Origin of the sequence: Halorhabdus utahensis DSM 12940 (genome assembly GCF_000023945.1) — an archaeon.
Lineage (GTDB): Archaea > Halobacteriota > Halobacteria > Halobacteriales > Haloarculaceae > Halorhabdus > Halorhabdus utahensis.
In genome coordinates, this window is the sequence record NC_013158.1 from 1,983,462 (window position 1) to 2,001,559 (window position 18,098).

The 18,098-nt window shown below is 63.1% G+C and carries 16 protein-coding genes and 1 tRNA gene; 6 read left to right on the forward strand and 11 right to left on the reverse strand.

The features are described from left to right. Nucleotides 1–40 precede the first annotated feature (40 nt). From HUTA_RS09590 to HUTA_RS09600, 3 genes are all read left to right on the forward strand, one after another. The gene (locus tag HUTA_RS09590; protein WP_015789699.1) at nucleotides 41–808 is read left to right on the forward strand and encodes a cobalamin-binding protein; all 768 of its coding nucleotides are present in this window, start codon (nucleotides 41–43) and stop codon (nucleotides 806–808) included. Between the two features lie 506 nt (nucleotides 809–1,314). Further along, entirely contained in the window at nucleotides 1,315–2,889 is a 1,575-nt protein-coding gene (locus tag HUTA_RS16005) for a glycoside hydrolase family 11 protein (RefSeq protein WP_015789700.1), read from the forward strand. Between the two features lie 247 nt (nucleotides 2,890–3,136). After that, nucleotides 3,137–4,372: a glycoside hydrolase family 11 protein gene (locus HUTA_RS09600; protein ID WP_015789701.1), complete on the forward strand. Its 1,236-nt coding sequence runs from the start codon at nucleotides 3,137–3,139 to the stop codon at nucleotides 4,370–4,372. 447 nt (nucleotides 4,373–4,819) lie between these two features. On the opposite strand, the gene HUTA_RS09605 is transcribed toward HUTA_RS09600, so the two are convergent. The 3 genes from HUTA_RS09605 to HUTA_RS09615 form a co-directional block, all read right to left on the reverse strand. Beyond that, nucleotides 4,820–4,893, reverse strand: a tRNA-Lys gene (locus HUTA_RS09605). Between the two features lie 34 nt (nucleotides 4,894–4,927). Next, entirely contained in the window at nucleotides 4,928–5,626 is a 699-nt protein-coding gene (locus tag HUTA_RS09610; protein WP_015789702.1) for a DUF7119 family protein, read from the reverse strand. Nucleotides 5,627–6,365: 739 nt separating this feature from the next. Further along, nucleotides 6,366–6,812, reverse strand: a complete 447-nt coding sequence (locus HUTA_RS09615; RefSeq protein ID WP_015789704.1) for a TIGR00725 family protein — start codon at nucleotides 6,810–6,812, stop codon at nucleotides 6,366–6,368. A 99-nt stretch (nucleotides 6,813–6,911) separates the two neighbouring features. Between HUTA_RS09615 and HUTA_RS09620 the strand changes: the two genes are divergently transcribed. Next, a complete protein-coding gene (locus tag HUTA_RS09620; RefSeq protein ID WP_015789705.1) occupies nucleotides 6,912–7,244 on the forward strand; it encodes a cupin domain-containing protein in 333 nt (110 codons plus the stop codon). Between the two features lie 30 nt (nucleotides 7,245–7,274). Here HUTA_RS09620 and HUTA_RS09625 read toward each other — a convergent pair whose 3' ends face one another. Further along, the gene (locus HUTA_RS09625; protein WP_015789706.1) at nucleotides 7,275–7,892 is read right to left on the reverse strand and encodes a class I SAM-dependent methyltransferase; all 618 of its coding nucleotides are present in this window, start codon (nucleotides 7,890–7,892) and stop codon (nucleotides 7,275–7,277) included. 101 nt (nucleotides 7,893–7,993) lie between these two features. On the opposite strand from HUTA_RS09625, the gene HUTA_RS09630 reads away from it, so the two are divergent. After that, on the forward strand, nucleotides 7,994–8,290 hold the full coding sequence (locus HUTA_RS09630; RefSeq protein ID WP_015789707.1) for a hypothetical protein: 297 nt from the start codon (nucleotides 7,994–7,996) through the stop codon (nucleotides 8,288–8,290). Between the two features lie 484 nt (nucleotides 8,291–8,774). Here the strand turns inward: HUTA_RS09630 and HUTA_RS09635 are convergent, their stop codons facing one another. The 7 genes from HUTA_RS09635 to pyrH all read right to left on the reverse strand — a co-directional run bounded on the left by HUTA_RS09635 (nucleotide 8,775) and on the right by pyrH (nucleotide 17,462). Then, nucleotides 8,775–9,017 carry a hypothetical protein gene (locus tag HUTA_RS09635; RefSeq protein ID WP_015789708.1) on the reverse strand — a complete coding sequence of 81 codons (243 nt, stop codon included), beginning with the start codon at nucleotides 9,015–9,017 and terminating at the stop codon, nucleotides 8,775–8,777. Between the two features lie 96 nt (nucleotides 9,018–9,113). Beyond that, nucleotides 9,114–10,448: a glutamate-1-semialdehyde 2,1-aminomutase gene (gene hemL / locus HUTA_RS09640; protein WP_015789709.1), complete on the reverse strand. Its 1,335-nt coding sequence runs from the start codon at nucleotides 10,446–10,448 to the stop codon at nucleotides 9,114–9,116. A 72-nt stretch (nucleotides 10,449–10,520) separates the two neighbouring features. Beyond that, nucleotides 10,521–11,387 carry a TrmB family transcriptional regulator gene (locus tag HUTA_RS09645; RefSeq protein WP_015789710.1) on the reverse strand — a complete coding sequence of 289 codons (867 nt, stop codon included), beginning with the start codon at nucleotides 11,385–11,387 and terminating at the stop codon, nucleotides 10,521–10,523. Between the two features lie 77 nt (nucleotides 11,388–11,464). Further along, a complete protein-coding gene (gene nreA, locus HUTA_RS09650; RefSeq protein ID WP_015789711.1) occupies nucleotides 11,465–12,745 on the reverse strand; it encodes a DNA repair protein NreA in 1,281 nt (426 codons plus the stop codon). A 453-nt stretch (nucleotides 12,746–13,198) separates the two neighbouring features. Beyond that, nucleotides 13,199–14,959 carry a site-2 protease family protein gene (locus tag HUTA_RS09655; RefSeq protein ID WP_049941294.1) on the reverse strand — a complete coding sequence of 587 codons (1,761 nt, stop codon included), beginning with the start codon at nucleotides 14,957–14,959 and terminating at the stop codon, nucleotides 13,199–13,201. Between the two features lie 115 nt (nucleotides 14,960–15,074). Beyond that, nucleotides 15,075–16,715, reverse strand: a complete 1,641-nt coding sequence (lysS, locus tag HUTA_RS09660; RefSeq protein WP_015789713.1) for a lysine--tRNA ligase — start codon at nucleotides 16,713–16,715, stop codon at nucleotides 15,075–15,077. Between the two features lie 54 nt (nucleotides 16,716–16,769). Next, nucleotides 16,770–17,462 carry a UMP kinase gene (gene pyrH / locus HUTA_RS09665; protein WP_015789714.1) on the reverse strand — a complete coding sequence of 231 codons (693 nt, stop codon included), beginning with the start codon at nucleotides 17,460–17,462 and terminating at the stop codon, nucleotides 16,770–16,772. Between the two features lie 320 nt (nucleotides 17,463–17,782). Here pyrH and HUTA_RS09670 point away from each other — a divergent pair, with 320 nt between their 5' ends. Further along, a complete protein-coding gene (locus HUTA_RS09670) occupies nucleotides 17,783–18,040 on the forward strand; it encodes a DUF7123 family protein (protein ID WP_015789715.1) in 258 nt (85 codons plus the stop codon). Nucleotides 18,041–18,098 lie beyond the last annotated feature (58 nt).

Here is an 18,098-nt window from a genome sequence, read left to right on the forward strand (position 1 = left end):
GCGCACAGACGTTTTATGGGTCGGAACCGGACGACTGGTTATGGATCGGATCGTCTCGTTGGCCCCGAGTGCCACGTCGACCGTCACCGCCCTCGACGCGGGCGGTCGGCTGGTCGGGGTCACCGCTCACTGCGATGTCCCGGACGTCCCACGGCTCGGTGGCTGGCTGAACCCGGATCTCGATCGGATCGCCGAACTCGATCCTGATCTCGTTCTGACGAACGACCCGCTCCAGGCTGACCTCCGCGATGCGTTGCGCGACGACGGGTTCACGGTCGCCCACGCGGAACCGACCACGCTCGATGCCGTTCTGGAGACCTTCCGGACGATCGGCGACGCGATCGGTTTCCCGGAACGCGGTCGCGTCCTCGAAGAACGCGCCAGCGATCGCCTCGACCGGGTCCGGGACGCGACGCTCGATGGTGACGATCGGCCGGTCGTCTACTGCGAGGAGTGGGGCGATCCGCCGATGGCGGCCGGCAACTGGGTACCCGAAGCCGTCCGCGCCGCGGGCGGTCGCTACCCTTTCCTCGACCCGGGTGAACGCTCTCGGGAGATCGATCGGGCGGCGGTCGAGAATGCTGACCCGGATCGGGTGATCGTCCATCACTGCGGCGCGGCCGAACCGTCGACGCGGCCGCTGGTCGAACGCGAATGGGACCTCGACGCCGAACTCCACGCGATCGACGACTCGTTGCTCAATCAGCCGAGTCCCCGGCTCCTCGACGGGATCGAGCGACTGGCGTCGATCGTCTCCGATGCCACTGTCAGTGATGTGAACGGGGTCGCAAGCGTGGCCAATCGCTGAGATCAATACCGGCTTCCTGCTGCCCTTTTGGGCATCGTCGTGATCGAGCTGACACTCTCGTCCTTGACGCGACCGTTCCGTTCGGGCCGACAGTCCGGCTCTCCCCACGTTGGCGTTGAACTCGCTTGGCGTGGCTCAGTGGCGGTCTGTCTGTTGATTATCTATCAGGGCCTTGCCATTCCCTCTCCCGATGCGGATACCGACGACCGTTTTGTGTTCGATCGAGATGGGACTTCATCGACTTTGGCTCGGTACGATTGCTGTCGTTTGCTTCGCTGACCGCGAGTCGACGAACCTCGGCAACGATATTCCACCGATGCAGGTCACCATCCGACAGCCAGGTCGACATGTCTTGTCGATTTATTTACCTACCAATTGTATTGTCTTGGTGGCGATTTACCGGCATTATGATCCGCTTCTTGATTGTATGTCTGTTCTGGACATCCGTTCTAAATAGAATGATTTATATGCATGGAATTGCGGTATAGTTCTGTTGGTAAAACACAATGGGGCGACACAACATCGAAGACGCGGCGGAGGAATCGAGCGATAACGACCGACTCGGCCAGTTCGATCGGCGGAGCTATCTGAAAGGAGCGGCCGCGACAGTGGCGACAGGACTCGGCGTCGGATCCATCGCGAGTCCCGCCGCTGCGATCACCGAGAACCAGACCGGGACTCACGACGGGTACTTCTACTCGTTCTGGACGAACGACCAGGGCTCGGTCGAAATGACGCTTGAGTCCGGTGGTAGTTACAGTGTCGACTGGTCGGACACGGGTAACTTCGTCTGCGGCAAGGGCTGGCAGACCGGCTCGGACCGGGACATCGAGTATACTGCGAACTACAACCCGCAGGGCAACTCCTACCTGTGTCTCTACGGGTGGACGACGGACCCGCTGGTGGAGTACTATATCATCGAGGACTACGGCAGCTACAAGCCCGGAGACCAGTCCCAGGGGACTCACACCACTGACGGCTCCACGTACGAGATGTACACGTCCGAGCGAGTCGAGAAACCCTCGATCGAAGGGACGGCGACGTTCACGCAGTACTGGTCCATTCGACAGAACTCCCGGACGAGCGGCACCATCACCACCTCGAATCACTTCGACGCCTGGGAGAGCGCGGGCCTGAACATGGGGAGCCACGACTACCAGATCCTGGCCACTGAGGGCTACCAATCCAGCGGCAGTTCCAGCGTCACAGTCGGCAGTTCCGGCGGAGGCGGTGGCGGCGGAGGCGGTGGCGGCGGAGGCGGTGGCGGCGGTTCCGGCAGCCAGCAGCCCTACAACGGAACGCCGCACAGCATCCCCGGCACCATTCCGGCCGAGGAGTACGACCAGGGTGGCTCGGGCGTCGCCTACAGCGACAACACGTCCGAGAACGAGGGCGGTGCGATGCGCACCGGCGAAGGCGTCGACATCTCCTCGAACTCCGCGGGTTCGGGCTACTCGATCGGCTACATCGAGTCCGGCGAGTGGGTCGAGTACACCGTCGACGTCCAGCAATCCGGTGACTACACCCTCGATGCGCTGGTCGCCTCTGACTCGGGCGGCGGTTCCTTCCACCTCGAAGTCAACGGACAGAACGTCTCCGGGAACGTCAGCTTCGGTGCGACCGGCGGCTGGGACTCCTGGGAGACGGTTTCGACCTCCGGGGTCTCACTCGACGCCGGACAGCAGGTGATCCGCGTTTCCATGGACGAGAGCTGGTGGGACCTCAACACCTTTGATCTCTCGCTTGACGGTGGCGGAGGCGGCGGTGGCGGTGGCGGCGGTGGCGGCGGTAATGGTGGCACTGGTGGCGGTGGCGGTACCAGCGGCGATCTCGTTGCGGAGATTGATCCGAACACCACCTCGGCCAGCACCGGCGACCTCGTGCAGTTCAACATCAACGACACCACGGGGTCAGGCAACTACATCTCCTCGCTGGAGTGGGATCTCGGCAACGGCGTCACCGGCAGTGGTTGGTACATCGACGAGCGCTACCAGTCCGTCGGCTCCTACACTGTCACGCTCACCGCAACCGACAACGAGGGCCGGTCCACGACCGACGAGGTGACCGTCACGATCTCGTGAAAGCGACGATTCGAGCTGTATCGTCAACAAGAGGATCCCCTTTCGCGCTCACGGCGAGCGAACGGGGACTGAAATATCAGCATAGATCACCTATTGCCGGTAGTCACCGTTGAAAGTCACCCTTTCGCCGGTGGTAATCTCTCGCTACTGACTTGTATTTCTGCTTGTGTCCCCGAATTCGATATGACTCGAAAATAGAATGATTTATGTGGTTGGACTCGTGCTATATGTCTGTTGGTAAAACACAATGGGGCGACATAACATCGAAGACGCGGCGGACGAATCGAGCGACAACGGCCGAATCGGCCGGTTCGATCGGCGGAGCTATCTGAAAGGAGCGGCCGCGACAGTGGCGACAGGACTCGGCATTGGATCCATCGCGAGTCCGGCCGCGGCCATCACCTCGAACCAGACTGGCAACGACAGCGGGTATTACTACTCCTTCTGGACCAACGCCGAGGGCACAGTCGAGATGACGCTGGGAGACGGCGGCAATTACAGTGTCGACTGGTCGGACACAGGCAACTTCGTCTGTGGCAAAGGTTGGCAGACGGGTGGCCGCCGTGACGTCGATTACACGGCCAACTACAACCCGTCGGGTAACTCTTACCTGTGTCTATACGGGTGGACGACGGACCCGCTGGTGGAGTACTACATCATCGAGGATTACGGCAGCTACAAGCCGGGCGACTCCTATCAGGGGACCCATACTACCAACGGGTCGACCTACGAGATCTACACGTCCGAGCGGGTGAACAAGCCCTCGATCGAGGGCAATGCAACGTTCACGCAGTACTGGTCCGTTCGGCAGAACTCCCGGACGAGCGGGACGATCACGACCGGCAATCATTTCGATGCCTGGGAGAACCACGGGCTGCCCATGGGCAACCACGACTACATGATCCTGGCCACCGAGGGTTACCAGAGCAGCGGCTCCTCGGAGGTCTGGGTCGGTGCCGACGGTAGCGGCGGTAGCGGCGGTGGCGGTGGTGGCGGTGGCGGAGGCGGCGGTTCCGGCGGAGGCGGCGGTGGTTCGAGTGGCTCCTCGAATCCGCCGGCTAGCGGCACCTACAGCATCCAGAACGTCAACAGCGGGAAGGGCATGGACGTCGCCGGGCAGTCGACGTCGGACGGTGCGAACGTCCAGCAGTACAGCTACTGGGGCGGCGAGAACCAGCAGTGGAACGTCGAGGATACGGGCGGCGGGCAGTTCCGGATCCAGAACGTCAACAGCGGGAAAGTGCTCGACGTCGCCAACCAGTCCACCGAGGACGGTGCGAACGTCCATCAGTACTCGGACGGCGGCGGCGACAACCAGCGCTTCTACCTGAACGACCAGGGCGGCGGCCAGTATCATATCCAGCCAGTCCACAGCCAGAAGGCTGTCGAGATTACGAGTTCCTCGACATCGGATGGTGCGAACGTCCAGCAGTACGACTGGCACGGCGGTAACAACCAACTCTGGACGTTCGAGTCGGTCTAGTAGGGCTGTCGGGTAGATTATCGACCACTCATTTTTCGCTGTCGTCCACGCTTCGACAGCTGCTGGTCGAACACCGTTCCGTGAAAATCGTTGCCGGTGGGATTTGAAGCGAGTGAAGACGTTCCGGGATGCTCGCTCACTTCGTTCGCTGTGCTTCCGGGGCTGCGGCTCCCCGGTTCAATTCCCCACGTCAAGTATACGACGAGCGAAGCGAGTCGTTTCACCGGACGCGAACGAAGTGAGCGTCCGGCTTTTGGATACTAAAGTTTTCGAGGAGTGGTTCGCGCCACGCACGAACCCGACGAGAAAAGTTTAGCGGGCCGGATGGGAATTGAACCGGAACCAGAGGTTCCTGCTCGCTACGCTGCGCGGGCTGCCACTGGTAGGGCTCAATTCCCACCGGCTTCGAACAGCATGCGCTCGCGAGATTGCGAGCGCCAGCGTGAACGGGCCGGATGGGAATTGAACCCATGACCGTCTGGTTAAAAGCCAGACGCTCTGCCTGACTGAGCTACCGGCCCTCACTCGCTCATGGGGGAGTTGCCGGCTAAGTCCTTACGGTTGCCGTCGGTCAGGCTCCTCGACCGCGTCGTAGTGATCGGCCAGTGCCGCGGCGATCAGCGACCCGGGCGATTCGTCCTCGAGCGAGGCCCGTCGCCGAAGTTCACAATAGGCGTCGACCGGCAACCGGATCGTAAGCTCGCCGAGTGGATATCCGGCCTGACCGAGGACGACCGCCGGATCCGCCCCGTCAGTGATCTCACTCGCGAGCGTCCGAACCTCCCGGACAGTCAAGCCGTGATCGAGGATGGCAAACGCCAGCAGGAACCGGGACGTGCCACTGACGCGGGCGATGTGTTTGGCCGCCGTGGGGGCGATCTCTCCCTTTGCGACGTGGCGGCGGATCGACCGGGGTAAGTCGTGGACCCGGGACCACTTCCGGATGAACGAAACCGTCGTTTCGCCGCCGGCCCGTTCGGCGGCCGCCTTGTAGGAACCGACGCCCCGGACCAGCGCGGCACAGGCGGCCGCACCCCGGAGCATGTAGACGCTGTCCTCGTCACCGACGGTATTCTCGGCGAACGCGCGGACGGTTGTTGCGGCCGCTTGAATGCTCTCGTCCTCGGTTGGATCGAACTCGACGGCGCGATCCGCATGTTCACCTGTCGCGTCTGGGTCACCCCGGATCACCGGCTGGCCGACCGGCGACTCCCGATCGGTGGGCATTTCCGGCCCCTGCGTCTCGTCACTCATTCATATGCTTGAGTGGGATCGTATAGCTAAAAACGTCTCGCCGCGGGGCAGCCTTCAATCGTCAGAGGCTGTCCGCTCTCGCTCCGCCGAAAGATGCTCCCAGACTTCCGCACACCCACATCCGTCTTCGACGTTGTCCAGATGGTCGGCTTCGCTATCGGTATCACTCATTGCTCGATCCCTCCGCAGGAACGCGATGCCACGTTCGCTTTCCGACTGTCTGCCGTCTACTCATCACCCTTTTGTACCATTCACAACCGTATAAGGCCGCTCTCAGTGGTAATGCCTTCCCGAACTCCCGTTTGGCGGTGATCCTTTCCCGTATCTATGAGGCGCTCCGCGTTCGTCAGTCTCCGTCGTGGTGGCTTCTCGACAGTCGGTGACATGCTCGAACGGAGCCACTCTCGATACGGTTCCGACCGGATTGGGAAGTGCAGTTGTTTCTGTCAGGGCTTCCCTGGCGCTTCTTGGGGGTTGCCACCGATCGGACAAATCGTCCCTGGGATTCGGTGCGTTCCCGTCCGAGTTGGCGCTCCTCTGTTTGAATCGAGGAGGCCGACCCTTCTCTCAGTAGATAATATGCAATATACTCCGGTTTCGATGAGAGCCAACGTGCTATCGCGGTCGGTTTTGCGCCCCACTCGACGGCATCCTGCCCGGCGAAGCGATCCCGAGGATGCCGTTCCAGTACATCAGCCGACAGGGCGATACGCTGCTGGAAGGGACGGTCTTCGACTGGCTAGCTGAGACGGGCTGACTCGACATACTCGACGGCGGCCTCCGGCGTCTCGACGGCTTCGACGCCCTCGATGTCGTGCGTATCCAGCCCCCCGACCGGCTTGCCGGCGTCGAGTGCCAGCGCGATCTCAGAAAGGGTGCCCGTCGACCCGTCGATCGCGATGGCGGCGTCGCCGTTACTCACGACCAGGGCGTTGCGTGCGTTGCCGAGCCCTGTGGCGATCGGCGTCTCGATGTACTCGTTGGCCATCTCGCGGTCCTCGCCGGGGAGAATCCCGATCGGATGGCCACCTGCTTCTTTCGCCCCGCGCGCGGCGGCTTCCATGACCCCACCGAGACCGCCACAGACGACCTCGTGATCGTGCTCGGCCAGCAACCGACCGACTTCACGAGCCTGTTCGTACAGTTCGTCCCCAACCGTGCTCCCGCCGATGACGCTGACGCGCATGGACGGAAACCCGGTTGGCTGGTCCGTAGCGGTATCGGTTTGACCACGCCCGAACATGTTTGCCGGCAGCCCCAAGCGTCGGCCGGTCGAACGGCCGGTATGAGCGACGACCGACTCGCGGACCTCGCGGGATCGACACTCGAACTCGACGACCTCATCGACTACCAGGACGGGGCGATCGTCAGCCGGACGCTGGTCGACCGGGAGGCGGCGACGCTGACGATCTTCGCCTGTGACGAGGACCAGACGATCAGCGAGCACACCGCGCCCCACGAGGCACTCCTGCAGGTGCTGGACGGTACGGCTGAGGTCACGATCGACGGGACTGACTACGAACTGCAAGCGGGCGAGTCGATTGTCTTCCCCGCCGACACGCCCCACGCGGTCGCCGCCGAGGAGCGCTTCAAAATGCTGCTGACGATGATTCGGTAGGCCGCTTCGCCGGCCAGCCACCGAACGACGTCAGGGGGCCCGAAAGACACGGATCGTGTCGCGGTTCGTCCGCTCGACGAGGAGCTGGGCGAGCCCCAGGTCCGAAAACACCGCCTTCCAGTCGCGGTGATAGAGCGGGAAATCGTCGTCGACGTGGCTGACGTCGACGGCGTCGGGTCCCCGATTTGGCCGGTTTCCCTCGTTCTCGGCGGTGATTAGCAGGTCGTCGGTGACTCGCGTCAGTTCCTCGAACACCCACGTGTCGTCGGGATGGACGTGCTGGAGCGTCTCGACGGAGTAGACGACATCGTAGGCGTCGTCGGGAAACTCCGGGAGGTGGTCCTCGATCGCGCCGCTGAGGAAGGTCCCGGTGTCGGCGAGTCGCGGGTACTCCTCGGCCATCACCTCGAAGGATTCGTCGTTGATGTCGATCCCGGCGAGGTCCTTGTAGCCGACGCCGAGTAAGTGGTCCAGGTGGCGACCCGAGCCACACCCGATCTCGAGGATGCTCGCGTCCTCGTTCGCGTAGTACTCGATGACGGTCGCGAGCGTCTCGCTCACCTCGTTCTCTCCGATCTGGGCGTAGTACTCCGGCGAATAGGCTCCGTCGCGTTCGGCCCAACTCCGGCGGTTGTCCTCCGGGTCCATGCGAGTTATGTCGGGGTAGGGAAGTGGGAGAGAAAAGGCCGACGAACCGGCTGTGACGATACTGGCTGTCTCTTCGGGCGTTGGAATTCCCTGCACTCATAATGATACTTCAGAGTACGATCAGTCACGAGATCGACGTGGTGAGAATTACGACGAGCGAGACGCTGATCGTCGGTGAGTGCACGTTCACGCAGGCTCCGCTCGGGTACGACGCGTTCTCGAAACTTCGGGATCATGTCGAGGAACCCCGATGGACGCCCGAAGACGGGGGCGATCGGGTCGAGACGTATGCGCTCTTTTCTCGGAGTGGGTTCACATTGGCAGTCGAAGAAGCCGCCGAGGAACGCGACGATCTCAAACTGTTCAGTGCCGGTGACGTCGTCGAAGCGCTCTCATGAGTGGGTTTTGGGGGTGACTGTGCGGAAGAACTGCACAATCGTCACTGGTTCTTCGCTAACTGAGCGAAGCAACGGTCAGATTATCGATATTGTCACTGGTTTGCGTGCAAGATAGAGGGCGCAAGTTTAGCAATAGGTTGTTCGGTTTGCTGGTTGGAGTGGGTCTTCATTCTCTCGGGGTAGAGGCGTTCACATCAAAGACTTCCATTCGTGGCCGCAGTCATCACATCTCATGTTCGCATTTTTGAACTCGTCACTCCATCCGAGTTCAGTGACGTCTTCAGACCCGCATTCTGGACATTCAGAGTACACAATAACTGAGCCACGTTCTGATCGGAGATATTTTTCGGTTGAAATCAGTGCCCTGAATAGAGCAATTCCTTTGCTAACTGTATACTCTGTATGAGTCACGGCTGTGCCTGACAACTCTGAAACAGATACTGCTGTGTCACTGTCTACGCCAAGACCTTGCGGAAAATATCGATCAACAGAGACACTCGTGTTGGACTCGACTCGCATTGACCAGCTCGTTATGAATCGCGGTGGCGAGATCGTGCATCGCCGTTACTTGGGCTTCAGTGGCAATCCCGAACCGATAGTAGGTCTTTGTCCGGTTCTGAGTCCACAGTTCGGCGAGGCACTCTCCAAACACTTCGTCGTAGAGTCCGACCTCGGCACCCCGCTGGTACAGTCGCCGGTGACTGCTGATGACCTCGGAGGCCGCCATTGCACCATCGTGAATCAGGCGGAACTAAATCGTCCGTTCTATCGCGACGAACGACGACTCGATAACGGCGGGGCTTGAGAGGAAGCAGACTCCGAGCTACAGCGCTTCCTTGTACGCTTCAAGCGCCTCCTCGATGTCTGCCTCGGTGTGCGCCGCCGAGACGAACTGCGATTCGAACTGGTTCGGCGTCAGGAACACGCCCTGATCTTTCATCGCCGGCCAGAACAGCCGCTCCCAGCGCTCGGTCTCGGCCCGATCCACGTCCGCGCCGTTCTTCGGGCAGGCGTCGTAGCTCGGACAGGACTCGCGCTGGCGACAGCCCGACCCGCAGTGGTTCTCGCCGCTGGCCCCGTCGCGGGTGAAGATCACCTTGAACATCGAGTCCGACCCGACGACGGTGTACTCGGGGGCGCGATCCGCGACGATGTCGGTCAGGCCCTCGCGCATTTGCGCTCCCAGCTCGTTGACCTGCTCCCAGACGTCGTTCTCGGCGGCGTACCGCAGCGTCTCCAGCCCGGCAGCCATCGTCACCGGGTGGCCCGAGAAGGTGCCCGACTGGAAGACGTCGCCGGCGGGCGTGAACGACTCTACGATCTCGCTTTTCCCACCGATCGCACCGACCGGGAACCCGCCGCCGACGATCTTCCCGAACGTGGTCACGTCGGGCTCGATGCCGAACTTGCCCTGGGCGCACTGCGGGCCGCCGACGCGGAAGCCCGTGATCACCTCGTCGAAGATCAGGAGGGACCCGTAGTCGTCACAGAGGTCCCGGAGGGTCTCGTGATACCCCTCGACGGGATGGACGATGCCGTGATTGCCGAGGATCGGCTCGGTCAGGACGGCCGCGATCTCGTCGCCGTGGTTCTCGAAGACGCCCTCGACGTACTCGGGATCGTTGAACGGGACGGTGATCGTGTGCTCGGCGAAGCTCTCCGGGATGCCCGGACTCGACGGACTCGTGTGACAGCCCTCGCCCTCGACGAGGGTTGACTCCTGGGCGCCGTGGTAGGAGCCCTGCATGATGACGATCTTGTCCCGTCCCGTATAGCCGCGAGCGAGGCGGACCGCCGAGACGGTCGCCTCGGTCCCCGAATTGACGAAGCGGACCATCTCGACGCTCGGGACGTGTCTGGCGACGAACTCCGCGAGTTCGACCTCGACCTCCGTCGGCGCGCCGTACATCGGGCCCTCGGCGGCGCGCTGCTGGATCGCCGACTGGACCTGTTCGGGCAGGTCGTGGCCCAGCAGGAGCGGGCCATAACCCATCACGAAGTCCAGGTAGCGGTTGCCGTCGGCGTCGATGACGTGACCGCCGTCGCCTTTCTCGACGAAGAAGGGGTACGGCTGGATCGCCCGCACGGAGGAGTTGACGCCGCCCGGGGCGACCGACAGCGCGCGATCGTACAGCTCGCGGGAGCGCTCGTGGTTCATGGCCGGTCGTTGCCGCCGGGGAGAAAAGTAGGTGTGGATTCTGTGGGACGTGGCGACCCCTGGGCCGTCGGTTCAGATTGAACCGTCTGTCTCGTCACTCACCGGCCGGCTGTCGTACTCCCAGATCAACTCGAAGTACCGGCCCAGCCCGGCGACAAAGGAGCCGTTCTCGGTGACGGCGGCCTGTCGCATCGACAGCGGGATGTCCTTTTCCTCGACCAGCATGATCGCCTCGCCGGTCTCGTAGTCCATACTGGGATCGACGATCGTGCCGCGCCAGGGCAGGGACTTCTCGCTGAATCGCAGTTCGATGTCCGGATAGTCCGCCTGGAGCGTCTCGATCACGTCGGCCTGGACGCCACGATTCTCCGCCGAGAGGTGGTCAGGATCGAGCAACAGAACCCGGATCGGGACATTGTTGTCGTAGGCAGTTTCGAACGCGGGACGAACTCCATCGAAGTACGCGAAACTCTTCGTGATGACGGCGATCTCCTCGTCGGCCGACCCGTAGAGTCGGCGGGTTTCGGTCTCGCTTGGCTCGCCGACGTCGACGACGTGAAACAGGTCCTCGGTGGGCGTGACGTCCTCGCTGGCGCGTTCGTAGACGGGGCCGAATTCCGCAACGAAGCGCTCGCGGAAGGAATCGATCTCTTCACGGGCCGACTCGAAGGACTGCCGGCGGTTCTCGACTGCGCGGTCGAGGATCGTCTCCGGATGTTTGGGCTCGTACTCCTTCGGTCGGCCCGGTATCTCCTTGACGTAGCCTTCGTTCGACAGCGTCTCGAGCACGTCGTAGATCCGGGCGCGCGGGATCCCCGTCGCCTCGGCCAGGTTCGGTGCGGTCGTCCGCCCGAGCGTGAGCAACTGCGTCAGCGCCGTCGACTCGTACTCCCGCAGATCCAGGGTCTCCTGGATCTCCCCCTCGGTATCATCTGTCATTGCCCGTTCTTCGAGACGCCTGGCAAATAAGGGTAGGCCATCTCGCCGGGCGCACAGCCGATTGCCGGTGATCCGTCTCAGAAGTCCGACAGCGTCGCCTGGAGGCCGGCGACCATCTCGGACTTCCGACGGAGCGCAGTCAGCGACACCGGCAGTTGCTCGGTCACGCTGGTCACTGCATCGCGGAAACTCCCGGCCTCGCCGTATCGGCCCGAAAGCGCGTCGGGCAGACCCTCCGGATCCTCGAAGGCGTTGCGGACTCCTTCCCGGACCTGCCAGACGCCGACCGGGGCCCAGTAGTCATCGGTCACCTCCCGGAGCACGAGACACTTGGCCTGTCGATCGATGTCGACGAGGTGTTCGAGGACGCCGAGTCGGGATGCGTAATAGGCCCCGGCGGTCTCCTCGACGTAGCTCGTCCGCCCTTCGTAGCCCTCGTGGGCGCTGGCGAGGTAGTGGGTCTCCCCGAGGGGATTCCAGACGCTCTCGGGGGCTTTCATCTCGACGAGCTCGAACTCCCAGTCGCCGGGCGTGAGGATGATCCAGTAGCGGTTGCCCATGTACTCGTTGTACCAGACCTGGGTCTCGTCGATGGTGTTCGCGTTGCGGATTTGGCCATGCAGATACTGCCCGACCGTGTCGTCGACGGCGGTGATCGACCACCGTGTCGGGACGAGTCGCCGGTTGGCTCCTTGCCCCAGCGCGCCCGCCGAGAGGATGGTGTTGACGTCGTAGACGTCGAAGCCCTTCCGGTAGAGATAGGTCATCGCGCCCTCGGCGCGCCAGTCGTCGTCTTCGAGGGTCTTCTCGACGGGACGGGGGACGTGGGGATTCTCGGCGAGTGTGGCTTCGGTCGCCCGTGCCCGCGGGCCCGTGGGCGTGGAGATGTCGTCAGTGGTCAGGTCGAAATCGGGCGTCCCGTCCAGCCCGATCTCGACGTCGACGGGCCGGTCGGCGATGGCGACTTCACGCTGGGTGCCGACGAACCCATCCCAGACGTCATTCACGTCCACCTTCGCCGAGCGCTGGGAGTTGAGCAGGCCCGTCCGACGCTGGAGGACGTCCTCGATCCCCAGGCCGTTGGCGTACCACTGGCCGCTGGTCGCAAAGTCCGTGGGGTCGCCCTCGTCGGCGACCGGCGAGAGCACGCCGGAGGAGACGTTCGGGTAGCCCGACCGCCCGACGAAGATCTCGGGCGCGGTCGAGCCAAAGAGCGCGTCACCCTGCAGGGTTTCTTCGAGCTGGCGCTCGACGTCTTCGAGGTGATCGGTGATCGCGTAGGACTTCTCCTCGGCGAGGCGTCGCTTCTCGGCGGCCTCGTCGCGCTCGAATCCCTCGATGTAGTCCTCAAGCCGCATCCCTTCGGAGTACGACGACGAGCCCTAAGAATCTACGGACCGCGCTCGAACGGAGGGCTCCCCTTTTGGGGGGACACTCTCGCACTGCCCGCTGTCAGCTTCGGGACTCGGGAGTCACGGCTTTCTGTCGGGACGTTCGACTGGCCGTGTCAGGACGCGCTGCTCTCGGATCTAATCAATGTTCCCGGTGAACCGATGAGGGGCGTTCGAATCCGTCGTGTATCCCACGGTCGAAACCGGATGGCGTTTGGAGGGCCGTATCCGTTCGGGGACGGGGCGGCGGACCGCCACAGTCAACGGGAATACACGGAGGACCGGCGATGTCAGAGGCACCGAGTCCTTGGTGGGCCGGTAGTCACCGGGAACCTCGCATCCCTACGTAGAGACCACTCTTACTTATATACAGAACCAGACCTTCCGGTCCGGCAGGTCGGGAAAAGACTTAAATATGGATCAGGTTAGCAACTGTGGGCCGAACAGCATCAGCATGAGGCTTCCGAACATCACCAGCCCGACCGAGACAGTCACGGTCCGAACTGCCCAGCGTTTGTTCACGGGCGTCCGGGCGACGATCGACTCCGTCCCTGTCCGGAGTAAATGACCCCCGTCCAGAGGGAACAGCGGGATCAGATTGAAGACGGCGAGATTGAGATTGACCCATGCGGTCCAGAACAGCAGGTTCGCGACGACGAACACCCCGCCACCGAGACCGGCGAGCGGCCCCGTGACCGTATAGAAGTCGGTGATCGGGCCGAGAAAGCCCGCGAAGTTGAACGTGAGTCCGGGGGCTGCCACGCTCGCCAGGGGGAGTGTGATCAGCAGGATGATCTGCTGACCCAGCGGGATGTCCAGATCACCGTTGCCGCCGAGGATACCGAGATATGTTTCGGCGGGATAGGACTGGATACCGAAGTCGTTGACGACGATCCCGCTGATCCCGGGCTGGATGCCGACGACTCCGAGAAACCCCGTCCCGTCGCGCGGGTTCTCCTCGAGCGTGACACTGTACGTCCGGCGCTCGCCGTCGACGTACGCTTCGATGTCGACCGTCTCGCCAGGGTCGGTCCCCTCGAGTGCGTCGAGCAGCTGTGACTGTCCGATGATCCGCGTTCCGTCGAAGCGCGTTATGACGACTGACTCGCCGGCCGGCCCGCCGTCGTCGGCGAACGGCCCGCCCTCGGCGACGCGGCTGACGTACGCGCCGATCGGCCCGGTCGTCTGATTTCCGTCGGCCGTTTCGAGTGTGGCGACCGTCCGGTTCTCGACGGCATCGACCAGCCCGCTGACCGTGTGGACGGCCGTTCCGTTGACACTCGTGATCGTGTCACCGCGATCGATCCCGAGCGGCCCGTCGAGGACGGCCACGGTGACGAACACCGATCGCTGGATGCGTTTCGTTTCGTCCTCGTGGAGAGACACCGCGACGGTCCGCCCGTCGGCGTCCCCGAGTGCGTCACGTAGCGTCGACTGGTTGGTCACCTCGGTCCCGTTGATCCCCGTGATGACGTCACCTTCCCCGAGGGACGCGTCGGCGGCCGGTGATCCAGGGAGTGCACCGCCGACAGCGACGCCGCCGACGGCCTGGATCGACCCCGCGACCGGGCCAAAGAGCAGGAGGAAGGCGAGTGCCGTGATCACGAAGTTGTTGGTGACTCCCGCCGCGAACATTCGCGTTTGCGCGCCGCGATCGGCTTTCGCCCGGCTTTCCTCGTCGGGTTCGACGAACGCCCCCAGCGGGATGATCGTAAAGAGGGCAACGCCCATCGAGTCGATGTCGATGTCCTCGACCCGGCAGAGCAGGCCGTGGCCCCCCTCGTGGACGATCATCCCGACGAGCAGTCCGAAGATGATCTCCGGCGCGGCCGCAAGCGGGAGGAAGTCGTTGAGGCCGGGGATGACCAGGGCGTTTTTCGGCTCCTGGATCGGATTCGCTTCCGGTTGCTGGAGACTCGAGATCCCCGAGAACAGGACTGTCAGGAACATCCCGGCGAGGATGAATAGCCCGAACCCGACGCCGATGTTCCCGAAGGCCCGCCAGAATCGCTTCGGCCGGGCGAGCCAATCGAGTGCGGCCCGTCCACGCTTGGTATGGAGCGTCGTGATGGGCCCGGAGACTTTCAGGAACGCGGGCAGATACCCCCGGCGATCGAGCGCCGTCGCCCCCAGAGAGTACGCGAGAACGCCCGCGAGAACCAACGTGAGCGTATCGACCATTGTCAGTAGGAATGACCGCTCCTGCAAAGAGGATTGCGTTACCGTACCCATCTCCGCAGCGATTCCGGGCGTGGTGAGCGCGAGACGTGGCCGAGCGTGTCGGTTCGATCGGCGGTTACCGCTCGCGCCGTAACCGTCCGACGACGAACTCCTGGTCGAGTTTCGCGAGGAACGGCCCGAGCTTCGGTCCTTCCGTCAGGTCGAACAACAGTCGATAGCCGGCGGCGAAAAAGTCGCTCACGTCGAGGTCGTACGCCTCGGCGAGTTCGTAGATCTCCGCCTGGATCGCCTCGCCGTCGGCTCCCGTCGCAACGAAGTCGGCGAGGTCGTCGAGGGCGGCCGCCGTCTCGGCGTCGAAGTCCACGTCGGGCATCTCCTCGCGCTTGAGGTCGTAGTTGAACGCGTTGTCCGTCCGCCGCGCCCAGGCGCGGGCACGATCAACTCGCTCGAGCGCTTCCTCGACCGCCCACTCAGGGGCGTCTTCGGGGATGTGGCCCTCGCGGCGGGCGATCTCCTCCCGGAGGGCGGGGTCGTCGGTCATTCCGAGCACCGCGGCGAAGGTGTAGGGGATGCGAATCCGCTCCTCGCGCGGTTCGTCGACCGCGATGGGATAGACGCGCTCGGCGCGTTCGCGATCTTCTTCGTCGGCGTCCTGTCTGCCGAAATAGACCGCTTCGAGCCGATCGAACTCGTCGACGAGCTGGTCGAGGTGGGCGATTGAGAAGTCCCGCTGCTTGCGGGGATCCTTACAGAAGAAGTACCGGAGGACGGCCGGCTCGACGAGTTCGAGCACCTCGGCGGCGGTAACGACGTTCCCCGCGGACGAGGAGAGTGCCTCGCCGTCGAGGGTAAACCATTCGTAGACCATCGGCACCGGGGGCTCGACCTCGAAGACGTTCCGGGCGACGTCGACGCCGGAGGGCCAGGATCCCTCGGCGTGATCCTTCCCGAATGGCTCGAAGTCCACACCGAGGACGTCCCACTGGGCCGGCCATTCGAAGCGCCAGGGGAGTTTGCCCTCCCGGAGACTCACCTCGCCCTCGTGACCACAGCCCTCGATGGTCTCCTCGCCGACCGTCACGTCCCGACACTCGTAGGCGACCGTCCCGTCGGCCGGCTCGACGTCGGTGATCCCGTCGGTCAGGATGCCACAGGACGCACATTCGACCTGAAACGGGACGTACTCGTCGTCGACGCTCGCCTGATAGTCTTTGAGAACTTCGCGCGCGCGATCCTGGTTTCGAAGGACGTGTCGCGTTAGCTTCTCGAACTCGCCGTCTGCGTATAGCTCGGTGTTCGAGACGACGTCGATCGGGACGTCGAGCAGTTCCGCGCTCCGTGCGAGAAGCGTCGTGAAGTGTGCCCCATAGGAGTCACAGCACCCGAAGGGGTCCGGGATCGACGTGTAGGGCTTGCCCAGGTTCCGCCCGAGTGCGCCCGCGTCGACCTCGCCAAGCCCGACGATGTTCCACTCCAGGTCGGCCAACTGTCTGGGAATCTTCCGGAGGCGATCCCTGTCGTCGCTGGTGAACACCTGCCGGACTTCGTGGTCGCGCTCCCGCAACACCTCGGCGACGACGTACCCGCGGACGATCTCGTTCAAGTGACCGATGTGTGGCACGCCCGACGGCGAGACGCCACCCTTGATGACGATCGGTTCCTCGGGGTCGCGCGCCTCGATCGCGTCGGCGACCGCATCGGCCCAGAAAGTCGCCGTCCCGTCCTCGATTGTCGCATAAGGATTGTCTTCGGTCATTCTCTGTCGGCCTCCCCATCCGCTACGTATACAGTGTCTATCATCGTATACGCCTCACTCCACGTCGTTCGGAACGATCTCGGTCCCGTCGTGGGCGTCGTCTTCGACCGCATCGAGCACGCGTTGGGGGTCGCTGCCGTCGAGGACGATCGCCCTGATGCCCGAGCGCTCGATGAGTTTCGCCGCAAGGAGATCGACTGGCGCGTTGGACCCGGCGTTCATCTCGATGTCGGCGATCACGTCGACGAGTTCGCCGACGGTCAGCGTCTCGAACCTCGTGGCGTCGGGGTCGACGGCTGGATCGGCGTCGAAGACGCCCGGGACACTCGTCGCGTACACCAGTAGGTCGGCGTTCACGTACTCGGCGAAGGCGGCGCTGACGGCGTCCGTCGTCTGCCCGGCGACGGTGCCACCCAGGACCGGAATGTCGCCGCGACGGAGTGCTTCCCGGCCTTCCTCGTAGGTCGCTGCCGGTTCGGGCGCGGCCCGTTCGCCGAGTGCTGCGATCAACAGCCGTGCGTTCAATCGCGTCACGGCGATCCCGATGTGATCGAGTTCCATCTCGTTGGCATCGAGTGCCCGTGCTGTCTCGATGTATTCCCGTGCGACGCTGCCCCCGCCGGTGACGACGCCGATATCGTGGCCGGCGGCGTCGAGTTCCCCGAGCACCCCGGCGTAGCCCGCCACGCGATCCGCGTCCAGGTCCGGCGCGAGCACGCTTCCGCCGATCGAGACGACGATTTTCATTGCATCGCCGTAACTCCGATTCACTCTTAAGCGTTATCAAGCACGTCCCACCAGTCACGTCGCGCGAGATGTCCTGGGGCCGGTTGCCGGTCGAAACTACTCTGGTTTCGACGTCAGCGCGGCCGAACACACACGGTATATATCTCTAGATAACTATTGAAAGAAACTTCTATAAAACTCTATAAAACGTCTCATGGGTTCTAAAAAGATTATAAAACGTCTCCTCCGACCCTCAAAACGGCTGAAACGGCTCAAAGTTACCCGAATGTTCGCCCCTTTATATGTAGCTGTAGTCGATACACAAGATCGAAGTGATTCACATGAGCGCCAAAGCAACGCCCTCCCCGGAACGCGAGGAGTCGACTGCCAGTAAGGAACAGCGGCTACGCGCGTTCTTGAAGCGCAAAGCCAGCGACGGCGAGATGTATTTCAAGAGCAAGTTCATCGCCGACGAGGTCAATCTCTCGCCCAAGGAGATCGGTGCACTCATGGTCAAACTGAGCGAGTCGGCCCCGGACCTCGACGTCGAGAAGTGGTCGTATACGAGCGCGACCACCTGGCGCGTCGAAGCAGCCTGACTCACCGCTGTCGGTCCCTGACGCCCGCCCGTTGGTCCCCAATCGCCAGGGCGTCGGT